Source organism: Mesobacillus persicus (assembly GCF_900109925.1).
GTDB classification, from domain to species: domain Bacteria; phylum Bacillota; class Bacilli; order Bacillales; family Cytobacillaceae; genus Mesobacillus_B; species Mesobacillus_B persicus.
This window is the reverse complement of the sequence record NZ_FOBW01000007.1, coordinates 1-22553: the sequence shown is the minus strand read 5'-3', so window position 1 is coordinate 22553 and position 22553 is coordinate 1. Positions and strand designations below refer to the sequence as shown.

General features: G+C 42.5%; 20 protein-coding genes, 1 rRNA gene and 1 riboswitch. Of the genes, 1 reads left to right on the top strand and 20 read right to left on the bottom strand.

Translation table 11 applies throughout. The features are described 5' to 3' along the window. Positions 1–20 precede the first annotated feature (20 nt). The 5 genes from pcrA to BMX30_RS10925 form a co-directional block, all read right to left on the bottom strand. On the bottom strand, positions 21–2345 hold the full coding sequence (gene pcrA / locus BMX30_RS10945; RefSeq protein WP_090745045.1) for a DNA helicase PcrA: 2325 nt from the start codon (positions 2343–2345) through the stop codon (positions 21–23). 138 nt (positions 2346–2483) lie between these two features. Further along, positions 2484–3167, bottom strand: coding sequence for a heptaprenylglyceryl phosphate synthase (gene pcrB / locus BMX30_RS10940; protein ID WP_090745043.1), 684 nt, complete (start codon positions 3165–3167; stop codon positions 2484–2486). 352 nt (positions 3168–3519) lie between these two features. Continuing rightward, entirely contained in the window at positions 3520–3852 is a 333-nt protein-coding gene (locus BMX30_RS10935; RefSeq protein WP_090745040.1) for a YerC/YecD family TrpR-related protein, read from the bottom strand. A 48-nt stretch (positions 3853–3900) separates the two neighbouring features. Then, positions 3901–4929, bottom strand: a complete 1029-nt coding sequence (locus BMX30_RS10930) for a DUF3048 domain-containing protein (protein ID WP_090745037.1) — start codon at positions 4927–4929, stop codon at positions 3901–3903. 57 nt (positions 4930–4986) lie between these two features. Next, the gene (locus BMX30_RS10925; protein WP_090745035.1) at positions 4987–6729 is read right to left on the bottom strand and encodes an adenine deaminase C-terminal domain-containing protein; all 1743 of its coding nucleotides are present in this window, start codon (positions 6727–6729) and stop codon (positions 4987–4989) included. A 257-nt stretch (positions 6730–6986) separates the two neighbouring features. Between BMX30_RS10925 and BMX30_RS10920 the strand changes: the two genes are divergently transcribed. Next, positions 6987–7286: a YgaP family membrane protein gene (locus BMX30_RS10920; protein ID WP_090745032.1), complete on the top strand. Its 300-nt coding sequence runs from the start codon at positions 6987–6989 to the stop codon at positions 7284–7286. A gap of 245 nt (positions 7287–7531) precedes the next feature. Here the strand turns inward: BMX30_RS10920 and purD are convergent, their stop codons facing one another. The 15 genes from purD to rrf form a co-directional block, all read right to left on the bottom strand. Continuing rightward, the gene (gene purD / locus BMX30_RS10915) at positions 7532–8803 is read right to left on the bottom strand and encodes a phosphoribosylamine--glycine ligase (protein WP_090745609.1); all 1272 of its coding nucleotides are present in this window, start codon (positions 8801–8803) and stop codon (positions 7532–7534) included. A 33-nt stretch (positions 8804–8836) separates the two neighbouring features. Then, entirely contained in the window at positions 8837–10375 is a 1539-nt protein-coding gene (purH, locus tag BMX30_RS10910) for a bifunctional phosphoribosylaminoimidazolecarboxamide formyltransferase/IMP cyclohydrolase (protein ID WP_090745029.1), read from the bottom strand. Then, the gene (gene purN, locus BMX30_RS10905) at positions 10372–10959 is read right to left on the bottom strand and encodes a phosphoribosylglycinamide formyltransferase (protein ID WP_090745026.1); all 588 of its coding nucleotides are present in this window, start codon (positions 10957–10959) and stop codon (positions 10372–10374) included. The genes purH and purN overlap by 4 nt, the downstream gene beginning before the upstream one ends. Before the next feature lie 15 nt (positions 10960–10974). Further along, positions 10975–12000: a phosphoribosylformylglycinamidine cyclo-ligase gene (gene purM, locus BMX30_RS10900; RefSeq protein ID WP_090745023.1), complete on the bottom strand. Its 1026-nt coding sequence runs from the start codon at positions 11998–12000 to the stop codon at positions 10975–10977. 36 nt (positions 12001–12036) lie between these two features. Then, a complete protein-coding gene (purF, locus tag BMX30_RS10895) occupies positions 12037–13446 on the bottom strand; it encodes an amidophosphoribosyltransferase (protein ID WP_090745020.1) in 1410 nt (469 codons plus the stop codon). Further along, positions 13431–15650: a phosphoribosylformylglycinamidine synthase subunit PurL gene (gene purL, locus BMX30_RS10890; protein ID WP_090745017.1), complete on the bottom strand. Its 2220-nt coding sequence runs from the start codon at positions 15648–15650 to the stop codon at positions 13431–13433. The genes purF and purL overlap by 16 nt, the downstream gene beginning before the upstream one ends. Beyond that, on the bottom strand, positions 15634–16320 hold the full coding sequence (purQ, locus tag BMX30_RS10885) for a phosphoribosylformylglycinamidine synthase subunit PurQ (protein ID WP_090745014.1): 687 nt from the start codon (positions 16318–16320) through the stop codon (positions 15634–15636). Before purQ ends, purL begins: the two co-directional genes overlap by 17 nt. Further along, positions 16317–16571: a phosphoribosylformylglycinamidine synthase subunit PurS gene (gene purS, locus BMX30_RS10880; protein ID WP_090745011.1), complete on the bottom strand. Its 255-nt coding sequence runs from the start codon at positions 16569–16571 to the stop codon at positions 16317–16319. The genes purQ and purS overlap by 4 nt, the downstream gene beginning before the upstream one ends. Next, complete coding sequence (gene purC, locus BMX30_RS10875) at positions 16564–17283, bottom strand: phosphoribosylaminoimidazolesuccinocarboxamide synthase (protein ID WP_090745008.1); 720 nt, start codon at positions 17281–17283, stop codon at positions 16564–16566. Before purC ends, purS begins: the two co-directional genes overlap by 8 nt. A gap of 272 nt (positions 17284–17555) precedes the next feature. Beyond that, entirely contained in the window at positions 17556–18848 is a 1293-nt protein-coding gene (purB, locus tag BMX30_RS10870; protein ID WP_090745005.1) for an adenylosuccinate lyase, read from the bottom strand. Positions 18849–18884: 36 nt separating this feature from the next. Further along, positions 18885–20042 (bottom strand): 5-(carboxyamino)imidazole ribonucleotide synthase, encoded by a 1158-nt coding sequence (purK, locus tag BMX30_RS10865; RefSeq protein ID WP_170843850.1) that lies wholly within the window; start codon positions 20040–20042, stop codon positions 18885–18887. Beyond that, complete coding sequence (purE, locus tag BMX30_RS10860) at positions 20029–20517, bottom strand: 5-(carboxyamino)imidazole ribonucleotide mutase (RefSeq protein ID WP_090745002.1); 489 nt, start codon at positions 20515–20517, stop codon at positions 20029–20031. The genes purK and purE overlap by 14 nt, the downstream gene beginning before the upstream one ends. A 259-nt stretch (positions 20518–20776) precedes the next feature. Next, positions 20777–20878, bottom strand: a riboswitch (purine riboswitch). Positions 20879–20979: 101 nt separating this feature from the next. Next, complete coding sequence (locus BMX30_RS10855; RefSeq protein ID WP_090744999.1) at positions 20980–21186, bottom strand: NETI motif-containing protein; 207 nt, start codon at positions 21184–21186, stop codon at positions 20980–20982. Continuing rightward, on the bottom strand, positions 21173–21727 hold the full coding sequence (locus tag BMX30_RS10850; protein ID WP_090744996.1) for a DUF2179 domain-containing protein: 555 nt from the start codon (positions 21725–21727) through the stop codon (positions 21173–21175). The genes BMX30_RS10855 and BMX30_RS10850 overlap by 14 nt, the downstream gene beginning before the upstream one ends. 712 nt (positions 21728–22439) lie before the next feature. Beyond that, positions 22440–22553: ribosomal RNA gene (gene rrf / locus BMX30_RS10845) — 5S ribosomal RNA — on the bottom strand; the annotation flags it as partial.

Below are 22553 nucleotides of genomic sequence, written 5' to 3'. Positions count from 1 at the left end.
TTGCTAAAAATCCAAAAAATTTAAGCCTTTGTAATCGGAGCAAACTTGGCGAGCAAGCGTTTCACGCCGGTTGGACTTGGGAAGGCAATATCAAGTTCGGTTCCCTCACCTGAGCCTTTCACGCTGACGACCGTGCCGACTCCCCATTTGCCATGCGAAGCCTTATCGCCTACCTTCCAACCAACTTGGTCTCCGCCAGTAGAAGTCGTCGGCCTAGAAACAGCACTCCGAGTTGGTCTCGAGTTTGCCTCTCGACTTCTTTCCACTCCACCAACCGAAGCTCCTCCAGTTGCACTGCCGAATGAAGACCCTCTCGATGCTCCTCCACCAAATGAAGATCTTCCGGAAGTACCAAATGGTGAAGACGATCTAGAAGAAGTGTTTCGTCTATCAACAGGTGCGAATGGTTCAATTAGGTCTTCAGGAACTTCTTTTATAAACCGGGACTCAGGATTCATATTGGTTCGACCAAAAAGGGTACGCATTTGCGCGTTTGTAATAAATAACTCTTGTTCGGCACGAGTGATTCCAACGTAGGCAAGTCGGCGTTCTTCTTCCATTTCCGCTTCTTCCATAAGCGAGCGGCTATGCGGGAACACCCCTTCTTCCATTCCAATTAAGAACACTACAGGGAATTCAAGTCCTTTTGCCGAGTGCAGGGTCATTAGAGTCACAGCTTCATTGTTCTTTTCGCCATCATCATCGAGCTTGTCAATATCAGCAACAAGAGCTAGATCTGTTAAAAATCCTATTAGGCTTTTATCCTCGCTGCTCTCTTCAAAGGCATTCGTAACGGTTAAAAACTCGTCCAAGTTTTCTAGTCGACTTTGCGACTCAAGTGACTTTTCCGCTTTTAACATTTCTCTGTAACCAGACTTTTCTAGTATTTCCTCAACTAACTCGGTTACAGACAGGAACTCCTGCATATTCGTATAATTTTGAATCAAATCCCGGAAGCCAGCCGTTGCCTTCGTTGCTTTGGGGCTTAAGCCAATTAATTCCACACTATCAAGCGCTTGGAACATTGAAATGTCATGCATCAGAGCAAAGTTGGCAATTTTATCAACCGAAGTTGAACCAATGGCCCTCTTAGGCACATTGATGACACGCTGCAAGCTAATATCATCATCCGGGTTGGATATCAACCTTAAATAGGCAAGGATATCTTTAATTTCCTTCCGGTCATAGAATTTCGTGCCTCCGACAATCGTGTATTCAAGGTTTGATTTTAAAAATGATTCCTCAATTACACGGGATTGAGCGTTCGTCCGATATAATATCGCGATATCTGAAAGTTTTCGATTTCCTGAGCGAACGAGCTCTTGAATTCTCCCAATGACGAACTGAGCCTCTCCGTGTTCACTGTCAGCCCGGTAATAAACGATTTTATTTCCTTCGCCATTTTCAGTCCAGAGGTTTTTAGCTTTCCGGTTTAGGTTGTTTTCGATAACCTTGTTCGCTGCAAGTAAGATTTTTTTTGTGGAGCGGTAATTTTGCTCTAACAAAATGACACTTGCATTTGTATAGTCTTTTTCAAATGAGAGAATGTTCGCAATATCTGCTCCACGCCAGCGATAAATGGACTGATCTGAGTCGCCGACAACGCATAGATTTTTGAAGCGAGCCGCTAGAAATTTAACGAGCATGTATTGGGCTCGGTTTGTATCCTGATATTCATCGACATGAATATACTGGAATTTGCGCTGGTAATACTCTAGCACCTCAGGCACCCGCTGGAACAATTGAATTGTCGTCATGATGAGATCATCGAAATCTAGTGCCTGATTTTTACGGAGGCGTTTCTGATATTCTTTATACACATCGGCGACAACATTGGCGTAATAGTCTCCTGCATTTTTAGAAAACTCTTCAGGTTCAATCAACTCGTTCTTTGCAGATGAGATTGCCCCAAGAAGAGCACGTGGGTCATATTTTTTGGGGTCAATATTTTTCTCTTTTAAAATATTTTTTATGACAGATTGCTGATCGCCTGAATCAAGAATCGTAAAATTCCGGTTGAATCCTAATCGGTCAATGTCTCGACGTAAGATACGCACACACATCGAGTGAAAGGTTGAAATCCAAATATCATCGGCTGCTCCGCCCATCAACTTTTGGATCCGTTCACGCATTTCCCGTGCAGCTTTATTTGTAAATGTGATGGCAAGAATATTATAAGGATTAACGCCCTTCTCTACCATTAAGTAGCCAATCCGATGCGTTAGTACTCTTGTCTTGCCACTTCCCGCCCCAGCCATCAGCAAAAGGGGACCATCCGTCGTTTTCACGGCAAGCTGCTGCTGTGGGTTTAAACCATTTAATAATCTATCTGTTAAATATTGCATTGATCGCTCACCACCATACAAACATTTGTTCTTATTTTATCGCAATATACTGCTATCGAGCAAGGAGATCTTCTCACCTGCATAGGTATTTCTCCATGAAAATAGTAACATCAATTTATGATGCTACATTCGGACAGTTTATTTTACTGCTTTGACTGTTGATAACGCTTCTTCTAAATTTTCGTAAACGGAGTTACCGACGACAATCACATCAGCTACTTTTCCCATTTCAGCAGCCTGATCAAATGTATGGATTCCCCCACCATAAAAAAGGACCGTTTTATCAAGAGTATTTTTTACTTCATGGACGAGCTCTGGGTCGCCGTAGATTCCACTGTACTCCATATAAAAAATGGGTAGTTTGAACATTTTCTCTGCCATCATCGCATAGGCTCTGACATCTTCTTTTGATAATGCCGTATTAGCCTTCGTCAGTTGTGCTGCTTTGCATTCTCCATTTAAAATGCAATATCCCTCAACCAAAATTTCATCCCAGTCCATTAGGTCACCATATTCCTTTACGGCTTCGTGATGAAGTCCGGTTACCCATTTCAATTCAGGACTATTTAAAACACTTGGGATAAAATAAAGGTCATATCCTGGTGTAATTGCTTCTGTATCCGATACTTCTAAAATGCACGGAACTGTGTAGCGCCTGACCCGTGACATCAAATCTAAAACTCCCTCGATCGTCACACCATCTGTTCCACCAACCATTACTGCATCGGTGCCCGATTCGCAAATCTTCTCTAAATCACTATCAGAAATATCTTTATTAGGATCTAGTTTAAACACATGCCGCCACTGGCGAATATCATACATCCTAATGTTGCCTCCAATCACTCTAATTCCATTACACCATTATAGCATTTGTTCGAATCAATCAAAAAGGAAAGCAAAGGAAAGATTTATTGAACTGAGTCCCTTCGAAAAAAATTCTAGTTTTTGAACATGGCTGTGTTAACATTGGTTGTTGATCTGCGCTCCAGGCACTTCGCTTTCCGCGGGCAGTCCGGGAGCCTCCTCGTCGCTTCGCTCCTGCGGGGTCTCCCTTGGCCTTGCACTCCCGCAGGAGTCTTCGTGCCTTCCGCTCCAATCAACGGTATATAAAATCAACAATGTATTTTACACAGCCTCAAACAAAGAAAAACCGGAGGGCTTCTCTTTCCTCCGGTTACTCTTGTTCAGTATTCTTTTCGTCTTCTTTATTCTCTTCATTGTTCTTAACTCTCTCAAGCGCCATTTCATATGCGTCATTTCCATAGTTAAGACAGCGTTTCACACGAGAAATTGTGGCAGTGCTTGCACCCGTCTGCGTCTCTATTTTGTGGTAAGTATTCTTTTCGCGAAGCATACGTGCAACTTCAAGGCGTTGTGCGAGTGATTGAATTTCATTTACAGTACAAAGATCATCAAAAAAACGGTAGCATTCGTCCATATCTTTTAGGGATAAAACAGCTTTAAAAAGCTGATCAAGTTCCTTCCCTCTTAGTTTTTCAATTTGCATTCACCATACTCCTTATTCTTTTAATCCTGACTAAGTGGAGTTCCTAGGTTAAGATTGGGTCCCAAAGCTGACACGATCTAAACTTGGAACTATATTTATCCACGTTTTTCCAGGTACAAACTCGGCTTCCGCTCCATCAATGAAGGGTAGAATTCTTCCATCTACATTTTTCCATTCTACTTCCGTTTTCAACCCTTTTCTCAGCAGATACCCTTGACCACCAGATGCTAGGTTAATATCTCTTCGGCCGGCATTATCAACTATTTCGTGGTTCATCTCAACAATGAGCACATTATCAAGTTGCACGGGCTGGTTGGAATCTAAATCGACAGTAGTTTCCCCAGCGGAAATTCGATGATATTTATTTTTATCCTTGTTATATTCATACTGAACGTCAAAGGTTGAATTCCCATAAGAGATTTCTACCTTTTCAGTAGACTGCCCTGAAAGACCCTCTATTTCTGATTCATCTAAAAATGCAAGACCTTCAGGAGCTTTCTCAAGTGAAAACTGGTTATCTTCAGCCCCTTTTACTATGTTCTCAAAGGTAATATACGAGTTATGAGGAGCATAACGAAAGTCAACACGTTTAAATAACGATCCATCATACTGAATTCCATTTAGATTATCAATTTCGCCGCTCATAAGCATCTCTTTTGCTTCAGGACTATATCCATGAGCAATAAATATGCTGTCATAACCTTTAGCAAGATCGATATAATAATCTCTTGCACTACGAACTGGACCAACTTTCTCCGGTCTTTCACTTTCAAAAATAGCCAGGAACCTTGTCACCTTTCCTTCAGCAAGAACTTCGTATACGATATCCGCTTTATGAAGACCGGTTTGCGGCCTTGCCTGCGGATGATTGTTAACCACTACTGCTACTGCACGGTCCATAGGTTCTATCTCCGTCTTAACACCTGTCAGTGGGTATTGAAACTGGATTTCTTTATCTTCTTTCACAATATCTTCGACTTGTTTCTCTGGCTGCTCGTCGACTACTTCCTTTTCCTGACTGCACCCTGAAATGATTATGAGTGCGGCTAATGAAACAGCCAACCATTTCCTCCACACATCAAACACCCCTACTCGACAATTCCATTACGTTGGTTTATCTAATACTTTTATATTTTAACGCATTATCGTTGGAAAGAGTACCGTTTTCTTCATGACATCGTATATCCCATGCTGGGTGACACGAATATATGGGAGATGCGTGGCCGAAAAAAACATCAATGAATAAATCGGATCAACGAATGGATAGCCCTTCTCTTTTAAATAAGAGTACAGATTCTTTTCATGCTCAATTAGTTCCTCGATTGGTTGGTCTGACATGGTCCCTTTTAATTTCAAAGGAACTTCACAAACGGATTGGCCTTGTTCATAAATAACAATCCCACCACCAATTTCCTTCATCCGGTTAAAGGCTGCTATCATGTCCGTCTTCTTCTTACCGATTAAGATGATATCTCCTGTGCTTGAAAAGGTACTAGCCAATCCATCAAGCTGCTTTGCGAACCCTTTTAACAATGTGTTAATTCGCCATTTCCCATTGCGGTCAATAAGCATAAAAAAACATTCATCATGGTTCGTTGAAAGATCATCCGTAGAGACATCGAGCCCGATTGAATACGGTTTTGTTATAACAGAGTTCTCCATTTTGATTCCAAATGGCATGGAAAACTGCATATCATCCGTATCAAGTGACCAGTTTACTTCCAAAGGTTCTAGTCCAAATTGGTTCCAATCTACTTCAGGGAAAGCATCAATTTTTTGGCCGTCTCGCTTAACCCACTGCCCTTTCGCTAAAACCGCAACAGGGGTCGGTTCGTCCTTTTCGCTTAAAAAGTTTAAATTCGCAATTCTACCGGTTGCAATATTCCCATGAAGATGTTCAAAGTTATAATAACGTGCAATATTAATCGTTGCCATATTATAGGCGTCGATAACAGGTACCCCATGTTCAATGGCAATTTTAATTAAATTATCAGTCACGCCTTGCTCGTAGCAAGTACATGAAGACCCATCTGTATTGAGCATCATTCTGTCATACGCAGCGATGTCTAATTCATGGATTTCATCTAGTAATTTTGGCAAATCCGGACGGATTGAAGAATGCCTTAGCGAAACCATATATCCCTGCATCAGGCGCCGTTTGACTTCTTCTCCGGTCATTGCTTCATGATCACAATCTGTACCAAAAAGCATCATCTTCGCAAGCGTTTTTTCGGAAGCGCCAGGAAAATGGCCCTCAATTTTTTTATTTAACCTTTTCGTTTCTTGCATCCAGTGAAGCATCATATCGTCACCGTCAACCAGCTTAGGCCAACCAGTCAACTCTCCACCTTGAACAACAAATTCCTGCTCAAGCCAGGATTTAATGTTTCCATTGGAAAAAACGATTTCTTCGTCATGTGTTTCTGACTGGCTATCATAACGACACCACCAATACATTGTGACAGGATGCTTCTGCATTTCACGAATAAAGGAAAACGCCTGCCTTTTTCCTAACTGTTGTGCAAGCACCATGTTATCGTTAATCATCGTTGTTGTTCCACATTGGGATGCATAGGTTGCTAAAGTTTGGGGATTATATAACTTAAATGGATGAGCATGTGGCTCTATATATCCTGGGACAATATAGCCACCTTCACTACAATCAACCGTTTCACACTTATCTGTACGGACAGGCAACTTCTCACCGACGTATACAATACGATCTTTATAAATCCAAATATTTGCTGTCATCCACTTACGAAAAGTTTGGTTTAGATAGGTCGCATTTTTCAATAACATTGTCGGTGAAAGGGTGCCGTCCAAGACAGCTGCATGGTCCCGTAATTGTTTATTCTTCCATCTGTATCGCTGTTCCATACGGTTTACCCTCTCAATCTATATATTTAGTAAGCCTAGAGTAGACATATATCTAACTGATTTGCTTTTCTTTTTAAGAAAGGCTCTGTTAATAAGCTTATTGATTCAGCTCATTCAACGGATAACAAAATCAGCAATTTCCTTTAACAGGAATTTCTGCAAAAGAAAGCCCTTACATTCCTGAGTCTTATCGTACCATATTTTACGTTTTAACGCATTAAAGAAATGTGTGAAAAAAAGTTTAAGGAGATGTAATAATGAAAGTAAAGCAAAACATCGGGATACTGAATGCATTAATTAGAATTACTTGTGGTTTAACCTTTCTAAGCTGGTCAACAGCAAAGCTGGTTAAAAGACCATGGAACCGCTCTTCTTATATGCTCGTCGCCTTCTTAAGCGCGATGAAGGTTGCAGAGGGGATTGTCCGATTCTGCCCATTAACAGCATTATATGAGGAAAGACAAGAGATTATGGATAATTTCAATAATGATAGCAATGACCATAAAAATAATGAGGGATTCGCTGAAGACCAGATGATTCCACATAATCCAACTTAAGTTTTACTATCATGAAAAAAAGTGCCCTGGTTTGGGCACTTTTTTGGTTTAAATATATAGCTTGGTTTCCATAACTATATTGACCCTAATTCAACACACTATCATGAATATTGAGGACCTCTCTTTTACCGTTTGTACCTCTCCTACCTCAGTTCGGGCATTGAGACACGCTCTCTTTTACCGTTTGAACCTCTCCTACCTCAGTTCGGGTAAATAGAGACCGCTTTATAGAAAACTTCCTTTTATTAAGAAAGTACCTTCTTAATCGCACGTCCACCTATGTCTTTACGGTAAAACGTTCCGGCTAATTGCACTTTCCCTAACCCTTGATAAACTCCTTCTTGAGCACTCTCAAGCGATGCTGCTTTTGCTGCGACGAGCAGAACCCGACCGCCATTGGTTACAAACTGACCGTTAGAGTTTTTCGCTGATCCTGCGTGATACACGAATAAATCCTCTGATAGGGCTTCAATCCCGTTAAGTGGAACCCCTTTTTCATAAGCTTCAGGATAACCGTTCGCAGCAACTACAACTCCAAGGACCGCTTCCTCATCCCATTGGAGCTCATGCGCTTTCCCATCTAACAAGGCTAAAATGACATCTACAAGATCTGACTTCAATCTTGGGAGAACTACCTGGGTCTCTGGGTCACCAAAACGAGCGTTAAACTCAATTACCTTTGGGCCATTATTCGTCTGGATTAACCCTGCGTAAAGGACTCCGGTAAAATGACGTCCTTCCTCAACAAGTGCCTTTGCCGCTGGTTTCACAATGGTTTCAACTGCTTCAGCAATCATCGCATGATCAATAAACGGAACCGGCGAATAAGCACCCATTCCCCCGGTGTTCGGCCCTTGATCTCCGTCAAAAGCACGTTTGTGATCCTGAGCGATTTCGAGAGGAATCACTTTTTCCCCGTTGACAAAGGCCATTAACGAATACTCTTCACCTGCCAAAAACTCCTCGATGACGACTCTGGCAGAGGCTTCACCAAATCTCGCACCAACAAGCATAGCCTCAAGTGCCTCAATGGATTCTTCGATTGTCATTGCTACGACAACACCCTTCCCCGCAGCTAGACCATCAGCCTTAATGACAATTGGTGCCCCTTTTCGTTCAACATATGCCTTCGCCTTCAAAAAGTCGGTGAAAACTTCAAACTCAGCCGTTGGAATTTCATACTTTTCCATTAAATACTTAGCGAAAGATTTGCTTCCCTCAATTTCCGCAGCGACTTTCGTTGGACCAAATACCTTAATCCCTTCCTCTATAAACCGATCGGCTAACCCTTCGAGAAGTGGAACCTCTGGCCCAATAATCACAAGTTGAATCTCTTCTCTTTTAGCAAAATCGACCATTGCATCGTGATTGTTCTCTAATATATCAACGCAAACGGCGCAATCTTCCATTCCAGGGTTTCCTGGTGCCACGTAAACGGAGTCAACTTTCACACTTTCGCTTAGTTTGTGACAAATGGCATGCTCACGGCCTCCTCTGCCAACCACAAGAACCTTCATTCCTTCACCCCCGAAAGTCATTAAACAGCTGATTTAGTGTTTAAAATGTCTAACCCCTGTAAACACCATCGCAATTCCATATTCATCTGCTTTTTTAATTGAATCTTTGTCACGAACGGATCCACCCGGTTGAATAATCGCCGTAATCCCAGCCTTTGCTGCTGCTTCGACGGTATCATCCATTGGGAAGAACGCATCGGAAGCTAATGCAGCACCCTCGGCTTTTTTACCAGCTTGTTCTAAAGCAATCTTAGCTGCACCGACTCGGTTCATTTGTCCCGCACCGATACCGATCGTCGCATCTTTGCCTGCTACCACAATCGCATTGGACTTCACATGTTTAACAATTTTCCAACCAAGCTTAAGTGCATCCCATTCTTCTTCTGTTGGTTCTCTTTTCGTTGCGACAGATACAGTCGCTTGCTCCAATCCATAAGTATCAAAGTCTTGAGCGAGCAATCCACCTTCAATAGTGGTTAATTTCATTTCCTTTTTATCCTCATGATTGAAAGGTACCGTTAGTAAACGTAGATTCTTTTTGCCTGTTAAAATTTCCAATGCTTCCTCACTAAAGGATGGAGCAATAATGATTTCTAAAAAGAGTTCATATAATTTCCCAGCGGTTTCGCCATCTACTTCACGGTTTAACGCAATAATCCCACCAAAGATGGAGACAGGATCTGCTTCAAATGCCTTTAAAAAAGCATCATATACAGTGTTGCCGGTACCTACACCACATGGGTTCATATGCTTTATCGCGACAGCTGCTGGTTCCGAGAACTCTTTTACAATTTGCAGGGCAGCATCTGCATCGTTGATATTATTATACGAAAGCTCTTTTCCATGAAGCTGCTGGGCATTTGCAATCGAGAAACTCGAGCCAAGTGGCTTCCGATAAAACGATGCCTTTTGATGAGGGTTCTCTCCGTATCGAAGACTTTGCTTTAATTCATATGTAACGGTAAGTTTCTCTGGATTTTCTTCACCAGCCAGATTGGTCATATATTCAGCTATTAAACTATCATATGCGGCCGTATGGCGGAACACCTTCGCGGCCAATTTACGGCGGGTCGTAGCCTCTGTCCGTCCATTTTGTTTGTATTCCTCAAGTACAGTCCTGTAGTCCACAGGATCAACAACGACTGTTATGTATTCATGGTTCTTTGCGGATGCCCTAAGCATCGCAGGGCCACCAATATCAATGTTTTCAATTGCATCTTCAACAGAGACATCTTCCTTTGAGATGGTTTGCTGAAAAGGGTACAAGTTTACACAGACAAGCTCAATGGGTGTAATTCCATGCTCCTCTAGTTGCTGGCGATGTCCTTCTTCACCTACTTTAGCTAATAAACCACCATGGATATTTGGATGAAGAGTTTTCACACGTCCTTCTAAAATTTCAGGGAAGTTCGTCACTTCACTAATGCCGATAACCGGGACTTCAGCTTCGGCAAGAGCTTTTTTTGTCCCCCCAGTAGAGACGATTTCAAAACCAAGCTCGACTAGCTCACGAGCAAAGTCAACAATTCCATTTTTATCCGATACTGAAATTAATGCGCGTTTCTTTGTCATAATGGTGTTGCCTCCTTCATTCCGTTCAAAAGCATTTTTACAACCGTTGGGTATAATTCATGTTCAACCTGCTGAATTTTATCCTGAAGCGTCTCCCTTGATTCACCAGGAAGAACCTCCACACTTTGCTGGGCGATAATCTCGCCTGTATCCATCCCCGCATCCACATAATGAACTGTGGCTCCTGTTTGGCTGACTCCGGCCGCTAATGCCTGACCAATCGCATCTTTCCCAGGAAACGCCGGAAGCAGTGATGGATGGATATTGATAATTTTACCTTCATAGGCTTGTAAAAGGGTTGGACCGATTAGGCGCATGTACCCGGCAAGAACGATTAGGTCAACCTCTAGGCCTTTAAGAAAACCAAGAATTTCAGTTTCATAATCTGCCTTATCCTGATAACTTTTCGGTTGAAAGACAAACTGAGAAACACCTTCCTGCACAGCCCGTTCAATCACATATGCCCCAGGTCGATCACAAACAAGCAGACTAACCTCTGCTTGGAGATCGCCTTTTCGTATTGCGTCAATCAATACCTGAAAATTACTGCCGTTTCCCGAAGCAAAAATAGCCATCTTTTTCATGCCTTTTCCTCCGTTCTAATAGACCTTTACTCCAGATTCCTTGGTGACGGTGCCAATAACAAAGGCTTTTTCTCCACAGGTTTGGAAGTGAGAAACAACCTCTAATGCATCTTCAGCTGGGACAGCCACAACCATTCCAATCCCCATATTAAAGATATTGTACATTTCATGGCGATCTAGTTTTCCGTGTTCTTCTAGCAAACGAAACACAGAAGGAATGTCCCAGCTGCCTTCTTCTATCATAGCACCCAAGTCGTTTGGAAGCATTCTTGGAATATTCTCAATAAAGCCACCGCCAGTAATATGGGCCATTCCTTTAAGGTTGAACGTTTTCAAGGCAGATAAGATTGGCTTCACATAAATCTTTGTCGGTTTCAGTAATTCTTCGCCTAATGTGCCTTCTAAACCCTCGACATTTTGGTCTAGTTTGAATCCAGCATCCTCTAAAAATACTTTTCTCACAAGTGAGTATCCGTTGCTATGAATCCCACTAGAGGCAAGCCCCACTAATACATCCCCTGGCTGAATCTCCTCGCCAGTTACAAGCGCTGACTTTTCACAAGCTCCTACCGCAAAACCAGCTAGGTCATATTCATTCTCGTCGTACATTCCAGGCATCTCAGCGGTCTCACCACCAACTAGTGCACAGCCTGCTTGCTCGCACCCATCTGCAATCCCTTTGACAATCGCCTCGATTCGTTCAGGCTCTGCCTTTCCACAGGCGATATAATCAAGAAAGTAAAGCGGTTCTGCTCCTTGGACAACAATATCATTCACACACATGGCGACGGCATCAATCCCAATGGTTTCATGCTGATTCATCATCATACTAAGGATCAGCTTCGTGCCAACCCCATCGGTCCCCGAAATCAGCACTGGTTCCTTTAGTCCCAAGGTAGAAAGATCAAACATGCCACCAAATCCACCAAGGCCACCGATTACTCCCGGCCTAACCGTACGTTGAACATGCTTTTTCATTCGTTCAACCGACTCATATCCTGCTTCAATATCTACTCCAGCCTGCTTATAGGCATTTGCCATCTCGATACCTCCGTATTTATAATCCGCTACGTCGCCCTAACACTTAGCCGAAACCTGTTCCTGCGGATAAATTTCAGTAGGATACTTTCCTGTAAAACAAGCAAGACAATGCCCTTGCGTTTCGCCTTCTACCTTGCTACCAATGGCAGTCATTAACCCTTCCACAGTTAGAAAAGTTAACGAATCCGCACCAATAATTTCTCTGATTTCCTCCACTGTTTTATCTGCGGCAATAAGCTCCTCACGAGATGAGGTATCAATTCCGTAAAAACATGGATTTTTAATCGCTGGTGAGCTAATCACGACATGGACTTCTGTTGCACCCGCTTCTTTTAGCATCGCAACGATTCTGCGACTTGTCGTTCCACGGACAATAGAATCATCCACCATAATGACTCGTTTTCCTTCAACCACCCCACGAACAGGAGAGAGTTTCATCTTTACCCCTTGCTCCCTTAAAGACTGAGAAGGCTGAATGAAGGTCCGCCCAACATAACGGTTTTTAATCAAGCCCAACTCATATGGAATCCCAGACTCTTCCGCATAACCAATCGCGGCGGAAATACTCGAATCCGGTACCCCAGTAACAACATCAGCCTCGATTGGAGCTTCTAGCGCAAGCTGTTTGCCAAGATTTTTACGTGCCGTATGAACATTGATGCCATTGATATTACTATCAGGTCTAGAAAAATAAACATATTCCATTGCACACATGGTTACATTCGAGCTTATGGTGAACATTTCAGACTGAATTCCTTCATTGTTGATAATCAATAGCTCTCCTGGTAAAACATCACGGATGAACTCTGCTCCAACAATATCAAAAGCACAAGTTTCTGAAGCAACCACGTAAGCATCACCAAGCATTCCAAGTGACAGGGGTCTTAACCCATTGGGGTCTAAGGCAACCATCATTTCTGTTTCGGTCATGATTAAAAATGCATAAGCACCCTTTAACATAGTTAACGCGTTTTTTACCTGATCCTTTAATTGAGGAAATCCGCTCCTTTTAATTAAGTGAGCTAATACCTCGGTATCTGAACTAGTTTGAAAGATACTTCCTTGTGCTTCTAACTGATGTTTTAGGGGGATTGCATTGACCAGATTGCCATTATGGGCAAGCGCGAGTCCCTTGCTTTGTGAACGGAACAAGAGCGGTTGAACATTTTCGTACCCACCACCTCCAGCTGTGGCATAGCGAACGTGTCCAACGGCACTTGTTCCCGGTAGTTCTTCAATCACTTTTGCATTAAAAATTTCTGTAACCAGACCTTCCCCTTTAGCAACCTTTAGCTTTTCTCCATCGGTTACAACAATGCCTGTTCCTTCTTGGCCACGGTGCTGAAGACTATGCAATCCATAATAAGTAATTTGTGCCGCATTTTCATGTCCCCAAACCCCAAACAACCCGCACTCTTCGTTTAACCCTTTTAGTTCAGCAAGCATGGAATGGCTCCTTTCCAAGCCTCTTTCATTTGGTTTACCTCTAGTTTAATTTCCTCTGTTCCAGCAACCATAATCGTCAACTTAGAGGTATCCGTGACTTTACCAATTAATGCAGCGTCTGTTAATCGTTCGAACTCTGCTTGATGCTCTGCTTTTACCGATAAAATAAATCTTGATTGCGATTCACTAAATAGAGCCGTAACCGCTGCCTCGCCTTCTAGCGCAACTTCAGCTCCTAACCCATTCGCTCCCATCAATGATTCTGCCAAAGCTACCGCCACGCCACCTTCAGAAACATCGTGGGCTGATGCAACAACACCTGCACGGATCGCAGTTAGAATTTGATTCTGGTACTCTTTCTCCACTTCTAGATTCAAACTAGGCGCTTTTCCAAAGATTTCTCCGTGAATCAGCTTTTGTAGCTCACTTCCGCCGAACTCAGCTTTTGTTTCCCCTAAAAGATAGATCAAATCTCCATCCTGTTTGAATTCTTGTGTCGTCGCATGTTTGAGATCACGAACAAGGCCAACCATACCAATGACTGGTGTCGGATAAACAGCTGTTCCATTGGTCTCATTGTATAAAGAGACGTTTCCGCTAATGACCGGTGCATTAAACATCCTGCACGCAGCGCTCATTCCATCAGCCGCTTTTTCAAGTTGCCAGAAAATCTCTGGCTTTTCTGGATTCCCAAAGTTCAAGCAATCGGTAATCGCTAATGGCTCGGCACCAGAGCAAACGATATTTCGCGCTGCCTCGGCAACCGCAATCTTCCCGCCTGTTTCAGGATCCAAGTATATATATCTAGAATTGCAATCCGTTGTCATCGCCAATGCTTTTTCCGTGCCACGAATCCGCACCAAAGCGGCGTCTGAACCTGGTGCCACGATAGTATTAGTACGAACCATATAATCATATTGGTCATACACCCATTCCTTGCTAGCGATGGTTGGTTGTTTTAATAGATTGATAAGTGTTTGTTCCATATCCTCCACTGCAGGAATCTCATTCTCCATTGCTTGGAATGCATGATAATATTCTGGAATTTTCGAAGGTTTATAGTAAACTGGTGCATCCTCAGCAAGCGCATCAGCCGGTACCTCGGCAACGACTTCGCCTTGATGAACCAATCGAAGCATTTTGTCATCGGTCACATGACCAATTGACACCGCTTCAAGACCATACTTTTCAAACAAACTAGCAATTTCCTGTTCTCTTCCCTTTTGAACAACTAGAAGCATGCGTTCCTGTGACTCAGAGAGCATCATTTCATAGGCGTTCATTCCTGTTTCACGTTGGGGAACGAGGTCAAGGTTCATCTCAATCCCTGAACCGGCCTTACTAGCCATTTCCGCTGACGAGCTCGTAAGTCCAGCAGCACCCATATCTTGAATGCCAACAAGAGCATCAGACTGAACCACTTCAAGACATGCCTCAAGTAAAAGCTTCTCCATAAAAGGATCGCCCACTTGAACCGCAGGACGCTTTTCTTCAGATTGTTCATTCAATTCCTCAGAAGCAAAGGTCGCACCATGGATACCATCGCGGCCAGTTTTGGCACCAACATACATGACAGTATTGCCTACACCGTGAGCCTGCCCTTTTTTAATATCTTTATGGTCAATGACACCAACACACATGGCATTAACAAGTGGATTTCCTTCGTAGCAAGGGTCAAATTGAATTTCGCCACCAACGGTTGGGATCCCGATGCAGTTGCCGTAACCAGCAATTCCTGCAACAACCTCTTCAAACAGATATTTCCCACGTGCAGATTTAAGTTCACCAAACCTTAAGGAATTTAATAAGGCAATCGGTCTAGCTCCCATCGAAAACACATCACGAATGATTCCGCCTACACCAGTTGCTGCTCCTTGATAAGGCTCAATCGCTGATGGATGGTTATGGCTTTCAATTTTAAAAACAACCGCTTGGCTATCGCCGATATCAACAATGCCAGCTCCTTCACCAGGACCTTGTAACACACGCTCGCCTGTTACCGGGAATTTTTTCAGAACCGGCTTCGAGTTTTTATAGCTGCAATGCTCCGACCACATAACAGAAAACAAACCGGTTTCTGTATAATTTGGAAGGCGCCCAAGGATCTCTTCAATGCGCTTGAACTCTTCGTCAGAGATGCCCATCTCCTGATATACTTTTCCTGACTTAATTTGTTCTGGACTTGGCTCAAGCTTTAACAGCATGTGATTCCCTCCATTGTTTAACGATTGACTTAAAAAGCTTTAATCCATCGGCGCCACCAAGTAATGGGTCAACTGCCCGTTCTGGGTGCGGCATCATTCCAAGAACATTTCCCTGCTTATTGATGATTCCTGCAATATTTTCAATGCTTCCATTCGGATTGGTGCCTTCATAGGTAAACACAATCTGTTTGTTATCTTTTAAAACAGCGAGTGTTTCATCATCGCAATAATAATTTCCCTCACCATGAGCAATCGGGATTTGAATGACTTCGTCTTGTTTATATAAAGAGGTAAAAATCGTTTCATTATTTTTAACGGTTAAGTTAACAGGACGACAAATGAACTTTAAGCTTTCATTCCGTCGCATTGCTCCTGGTAACAAACCTGCTTCTAGTAAAACTTGAAATCCGTTACAAACACCTAGTACGGGTTTCCCCGCTTCCGCCGCCTTAACGATCTCATTCATAATAGGACTAAACCGAGCAATCGCCCCAGTACGTAAATAATCGCCAAACGAGAATCCTCCAGGCAGAAGGACGGCATCAAATCCATCTAGACTGGTCTCATCATGCCAGACATATTCTGCTTCTTCCCCGAGCTCATCCTTTGCCGCATGATACATATCAACGTCGCAATTGGAACCAGGAAAGACAATGACTGCGAACCTCACAGGACAACACTCTCCTCAATCTCGTAACGATAGTCCTCAATGACTGGATTTGAAAGCAGGCGCTCACACATTTCCTTAACCACTTCTTCGACATCACGATCGGTCTTGTCGATCGTCAATTCCATGTATTTTCCGATTCGAACGTCTGCTACTGCATCGTAGCTCATTGACTGTAGTGACTTTTTAACAGCCGTTCCCTGTGGATCAAGCACGCTCTCTCTCAATGTTACATAAACCTTCACTTTATACATGTGTTGGACCTCCCAGTCGTCCTAAAATGGTTTCATAAGCATTGTTCAAATCTCCTAAATCACGGCGGAACACGTCTTTATCTAGCTTTTCGTTTGTTTCAATATCCCAAAGGCGGCATGTATCAGGGGAAACCTCATCTGCTAATAAAATATTCCCTTCCAAATCTTTGCCGAATTCTAGTTTAAAATCTATGAGGCGAACGCCGATCTCCTGAAAAAAGCCTGTTAATACTTGATTAACTTCTTTAGCTCTGTCTTTTAAAGAAGATACATCATCTTTCGTGGCAATCTCGAGCACATCAATCTGATCATCAGTCACCAACGGATCCCCAAGGTCATCATTTTTAAGGCAAAACTCCACTAGAGGGTAGTTAAGCTTCTTTCCTTCTTCGACACCAAGTCGTTTGGAAAAACTGCCAGCTGCAAAGTTTCGGACAATGACTTCAAGCGGGATAATGTTCACTCGTTTCACAAGCTGTTCTGTTTCAGATACTTTTTTAAGAAAATGAGATTCGATATCATTTTCCTTAAGCTTTGAAAATAATAAGCTAGTAATCTCGTTATTCAATCGACCTTTACCAGCTATTTCTGCCTTCTTCTCTCCATTGAAGGCTGTTGCTGAATCTTTGTATTCAATCCAGACGATGTTTTCATCATTGGTACGATAGACCCTTTTTGCTTTGCCCTCATATAACAGCTCTTTTTTCTCCACTTTTACCGCTCCCCCAACTAGAAGATTAGGAATATTCAGTCTTGAGTTTTTACAAAAAGGCAAGAAACCTTGCCTTTTTTATTTAGGCTCTTTTCTCAAACTTTGTTGCTTCTGAAATAGAATAGAATGAATGAAACTTTGTTAGATGCCAAACTAGCTATTATTTCTTTGAGAAAAGAGCTTGCAAACATACTATATCGTACAAAAAAGCTTATCTTGCGTTAAATTCGGCTTTAGGAATTTAACAACAATTTTACGAAAAGAGCCTTTATTTATAGTCCAAGTCGTTCGAAAATCGTATCTACATATTTAAGGTGATAATTATAATCAAAGCAATCTTCAATTTCTTCAGCGTTTAGAAGGGCTGTGATTTTCTCATCACTTTCGACTAAGCTACGGAATGCTACTTGCTTTTCCCAAGCCTCCATTGCTCTTGGTTGAACAGTATCATAGGCCTCTTCACGAGCCATTCCTTTGTCAATCAAAGCCAGTAAAACACGTTGGGAATAGATGAGTCCAAGTGTCCGGTCCATATTCCGTTTCATATTCTCTGGATAGACTGTCAGGTTTTTAATGAGATTGCCAAATCGATTCAACATATAGTTAAGTGCGATGGTCGCATCTGGCAGGATGATTCGTTCAGCAGAAGAATGCGAAATATCGCGTTCATGCCAAAGTGGAACGTTTTCGTAGGCTGTCATCATATAGCCACGAATCACGCGAGCCAACCCTGTCATGTTTTCAGATCCAATTGGATTCCGTTTATGCGGCATCGCAGATGATCCTTTTTGACCCTTTGCGAAAAATTCTTCGACTTCTCTTGTTTCACTCTTTTGAAGTCCGCGTACCTCCACAGCAAACTTTTCAATAGAAGTCGCCACTAACGCAAGAGTGGACATATAGTGAGCATGGCGATCACGTTGAAGGGTTTGCGTTGAAATCGGTGCTGCTTGAAGCCCAAGCTTTTCACACACATATTGCTCAACAAACGGGTTGATATTCGCATATGTTCCAACTGCCCCAGAAATTTTCCCGAATTCCACACCCTCGGCCGCTTGCTTGAACCGTTCGAGGTTCCGCTTCATTTCTTCATACCACAGGGCAAGCTTTAAGCCAAATGTGGTTGGTTCAGCATGAACTCCATGTGTTCTCCCCATCATTACCGTGTGTTTATGTTCCTGTGCTTTATTTTTTAAAATCTCAACAAAGTTCTCAAGGTCTTTAAGTAAAATCCCATTCGCCTGCTTCAATAAATAGGAAAGCGCCGTGTCAACAACATCCGTAGAAGTTAAACCGTAATGAACCCATTTACGCTCGTCGCCAAGTGTTTCGGATACTGCCCTAGTGAAAGCCACAACATCATGTCTAGTTTCTTCTTCAATTTCCTTAATTCGGTTGATATCAAAGCTTGCATTCTCTCTTAGTTTGCGAACGTCTTCCTTTGGGATGTCTCCTAGTTCTGCCCATGCTTCACATGCTAAAATTTCCACTTCCAACCATGCCTTGAACCGATTTTCTTCTGTCCATATCGCTCCCATTTCTGGTCTTGTATATCGATCGATCATAAGTTTATTGTCCCCCGTTCTTCTCAACTATCTTTACTAATTTATTGTACCAGCCTCGACGGCCAGTTCCCAAATCCCACTTTCATCTGCTTCCTTTATTGCACTTTCAACGGTGTCACGAAGTAATGTCACATGCCCCATCTTCCGGTTCAGTTTTGCCTCTTTTTTTCCATATAAGTGTACTTTCCAATCTTGTAGCTTTGGAAGTCTTTCTAAAAGACGTTCCTGATGCTGTCCTAGAATATTTACCATGACCACTGGTTTTAACAAATCTGTTTTTGCTAGCGGCCAATTCGCAATGGAGCGAATATGCTGTTCAAATTGAGAAGTTTCACAAGCCTCAATCGAATAGTGACCCGAATTATGTGGCCTAGGCGCCAGTTCGTTAATATAGATTTCTTCATCAGGAGTTACAAACATCTCAACGGCCAATGTCCCGACTAGATTCAAGGCCATGGAGATTTTTTTTGCTTTTTGCACAGCCTGTTCTTCCACCGACTTGCTAATCCCAGCTGGAACAATCGTTTGATGTAGGATATTGTTTTGATGAAGGTTTTCTGCAACAGGAAACACCTTTATCTCTCCATCTGGGTTCCGGGTGATGATAACAGAGATTTCTTTATCAAAATGGATCCATTTTTCTAGAACACATGGGCCCTGGTCTATCAATGATTGAGCTTTTTGGATGTCATCTAGATTGCGAATGACCAGCTGACCTTTTCCGTCGTAACCACCTCTTGCCGTTTTTAGAACAGCCGGGAGACCCGTAGCTGTAATGCTCAAATCGAGGTGGTCAATATGCTCAATAACGGTATAGGGAGCAACATCAACGCCCGCTGACTGAATCGCTGCTTTTTCTTGAATTCTGTCTTGTGTTATTTTCAATAACTCAGTTCCTTGTGGGACATGGGCATGGTTTGTTAACCACTCTAGGGCTTCGGCTTGAATATTTTCAAACTCATAGGTGATTACAACGCTTTTCTCCGCAAGCTGTTTAATCGCTTGTAGGTCACCATATTCACCGATGATCTGTTCATCGGCAACCTGACCACAAGGACAATCATCAGTTGGATCTAGCACGACAACTCTAAATCCCATAGATTTTGCTGCTATCGTCATCATCTTGCCGAGCTGGCCGCCACCAACGATGCCTATCGTCTCTCCTGGTAGAATCACTCTATTATTCAAGTTCATCACTGCTCTCCATCACAGTCAGCTTCGTCTCTTCTCTTAACATTTCCAATTTATCAGCAATCTTACTATCAGAGGTAGATAATATTTGCGCTGCTAAAAGCCCTGCATTTTTCGCCCCTGCCTCTCCAATGGCAACCGTCGCAACTGGAACACCACCAGGCATTTGGACAATGGATAATAACGAATCCAAGCCGTTTAAGGCCTTCGATTTTACTGGAACGCCGATAACAGGTAATGTCGTTTTGGCTGCCACCATTCCAGGCAGGTGGGCAGCACCTCCAGCACCAGCGATAATCACTTTTAACCCCTCATCTCTCGCTTTTTCGGCGAACTCAAACATTAAGTCAGGTGTCCGATGAGCTGATACCACTTTTTTTATATAAGGAATCTCTAGCTTTTCAAGAACTTCACAGGACTGTTTCATTGTCTCCCAATCGGATTTACTCCCCATAATTACTCCAACCGCAGGCTTCATGGTCCCATCCCCTGTTCTTTATTATGTATTTGCTGTGTTTATAAACGTAGCTGTTGATTTGCGCTCCAGGCACTTCGCTTTCGGCGGGCAGTCCGGGAGCCTCCTCGTCGCTTCTCTCCAATCAACTGTTACACATCAAAAAAATAAAAACCCAGACAGAAAACTTCTCTAAGCTTGAAGAGAAAGCAGTCTGTCCGGGTCTCAAGTGACAAAGAAGCATACCGATAGCAAGGCTAGGATATGTTCTTTTCCCTTCCATTAAGGAACTACTTTCCCTCATAGTCCAACAATTTACGGTCGTCGGGTAGAAACTCATGGGCCATATCCCCATTATTATACGAAGGAAAAAATTAAATTTTATTAATGCCAACTACATATTAACAACTAGTTTTGGTTTTTGTCAATCAATAATCGAACAATTAATATATGTACAGTAATAATGTTCGTATTTTACTTTGCGTATTATGGCTCTATTGGCTTTGCTTCAAAGACTATTTGCCTACCTGCTGGTTCATAGTCTATTTCACCGTTTTTCTCCACTTCTTTGAATATTGGTTTTTCTATGCGGCGAGTCGGTGTATACCCTTCCTTGCTGATCCGTTCAAGGCAATCACTTATCGTTTCATTATCTTGTACTTCAAATGTTTTCTTTCGGTTATTTTTGCTCATTTTTAAATAATCTACCTCTCTTTACACTCTTAACCCAGAAGCCACCATGAATCGATTTTGGCTCGTAGACAATAATAAACGCTTTTGGGTCCTGCTCTTTTATTTCATTGTAGAGTTTAAGCTCAAACTTGCGTGGAGTAAGGATTTGCATTGCCATCCGATCCCCTTCAAGGCCATGAGCTGCCCAGTTAGTTACACCGTAGCCCTTCTCTCGGAGCAATTTTGGTAAATCTTTATCATATTCCTTGGTAATCACATTAACAGTTATATAACCAAGTGCGAGTTTATCCTCAATCTTCATCCCGACAATTACACCAATCCCATAGCCCAAGGCATAGGCAATTAAGTTTTGTATCTGATCCAAGTTATCTAGCACCAAACCAAGTCCAACCACATAGATGACCACTTCGACGGTACTAATAGCAGCGGCCATATAGCGTTGTCCTTTTAATGTGAGAATCATTCTAATCGTAAAAAAAGAAACATATACAATGTTTATAACTAGAATGATTACAACCATCACTAACCCATTTTCAAGCATTTACTTTCCTCCCTAACTTTTAGCCATAAACCTCATTAATCTTTACAAAAAAAGACTGGTTTGTAAAGATTATTAGGACAACATGACTATTATTAGTCTTTTCCTTTTTGGGGAGGATTAAACTTCTTATCAAAAGCTGGTGTGGTGTGTGTAAGTGCGATTAGAGGATAAAATTAAGGCTAAGTTGTTTGTATATTCCTAGTAGTAGGAATATATGGCCCCTTACCAGGAATAAAAACACTTTAACTTGGAATATCTTAGGCCAGATGGCTTTCCTAGGCTTTTATATTCCCTGTAGTGGGAATATATTGGACTTTCAGTGTTGGTAATCGTTTGTTTATTGCCCTTAGGGGGCATAAAGTTGAGACATTTCTACTAAAAACACAAAAAAAGTACAGCTATTAATCAGCTGTACTTTCGTTTTGCCTGGCAACGTCCTACTCTCACAGGGGGAAACCCCCAACTACCATCGGCGTCGAAGCTTAACTTCCGTGTTCGGCTTCGGGCTGCCATGACCGGCGGATCTCTTCGTCAGCTTCAGGCTCTCCAGTCCTCACGTACATCGTACGTTCCGGGCTTCAATCCTTCACTTCCTCGACCTCCTTGGTCCTGACACCCCTCAGGTTTCTGCGCTCTATTACGTTTACTAATAGAAATTGTCCTATCGGACATAAATTAAAAAAACAACCAAAACCTTTGGTTGTTTTAAAGTGCCTGGCAACGTCCTACTCTCACAGGGGGAAACCCCCAACTACCATCGGCGCTGAGAAGCTTAACTTCCGTGTTCGGCATGGGAACGGGTGTGACCTTCTCGCTATCGCCACCA

Coding starts and splice junctions, on each gene's coding strand:
- pcrA (WP_090745045.1), bottom strand. CDS start 2,345: ATGCAATATTTAACAGATAGATTATTAAATGGTTTAAACCCACAGCAG.
- purK (WP_170843850.1), bottom strand. CDS start 20,042: ATGAACTTGAATAATAGAGTGATTCTACCAGGAGAGACGATAGGCATC.
- BMX30_RS10855 (WP_090744999.1), bottom strand. CDS start 21,186: ATGAGCAAAAATAACCGAAAGAAAACATTTGAAGTACAAGATAATGAA.
- purM (WP_090745023.1), bottom strand. CDS start 12,000: ATGGCAAATGCCTATAAGCAGGCTGGAGTAGATATTGAAGCAGGATAT.
- purD (WP_090745609.1), bottom strand. CDS start 8,803: ATGAAGGTTCTTGTGGTTGGCAGAGGAGGCCGTGAGCATGCCATTTGT.
- BMX30_RS10935 (WP_090745040.1), bottom strand. CDS start 3,852: ATGCAAATTGAAAAACTAAGAGGGAAGGAACTTGATCAGCTTTTTAAA.
- purH (WP_090745029.1), bottom strand. CDS start 10,375: ATGACAAAGAAACGCGCATTAATTTCAGTATCGGATAAAAATGGAATT.
- pcrB (WP_090745043.1), bottom strand. CDS start 3,167: ATGTATGATATTCGCCAGTGGCGGCATGTGTTTAAACTAGATCCTAAT.
- purF (WP_090745020.1), bottom strand. CDS start 13,446: ATGCTTGCTGAACTAAAAGGGTTAAACGAAGAGTGCGGGTTGTTTGGG.
- purL (WP_090745017.1), bottom strand. CDS start 15,650: ATGCTGTTAAAGCTTGAGCCAAGTCCAGAACAAATTAAGTCAGGAAAA.
- purN (WP_090745026.1), bottom strand. CDS start 10,959: ATGAAAAAGATGGCTATTTTTGCTTCGGGAAACGGCAGTAATTTTCAG.
- purE (WP_090745002.1), bottom strand. CDS start 20,517: ATGAAGCCTGCGGTTGGAGTAATTATGGGGAGTAAATCCGATTGGGAG.
- purB (WP_090745005.1), bottom strand. CDS start 18,848: ATGATCGATCGATATACAAGACCAGAAATGGGAGCGATATGGACAGAA.
- BMX30_RS10925 (WP_090745035.1), bottom strand. CDS start 6,729: ATGGAACAGCGATACAGATGGAAGAATAAACAATTACGGGACCATGCA.
- BMX30_RS10920 (WP_090745032.1), top strand. CDS start 6,987: ATGAAAGTAAAGCAAAACATCGGGATACTGAATGCATTAATTAGAATT.
- purS (WP_090745011.1), bottom strand. CDS start 16,571: ATGTATAAAGTGAAGGTTTATGTAACATTGAGAGAGAGCGTGCTTGAT.
- BMX30_RS10850 (WP_090744996.1), bottom strand. CDS start 21,727: ATGCTTGAAAATGGGTTAGTGATGGTTGTAATCATTCTAGTTATAAAC.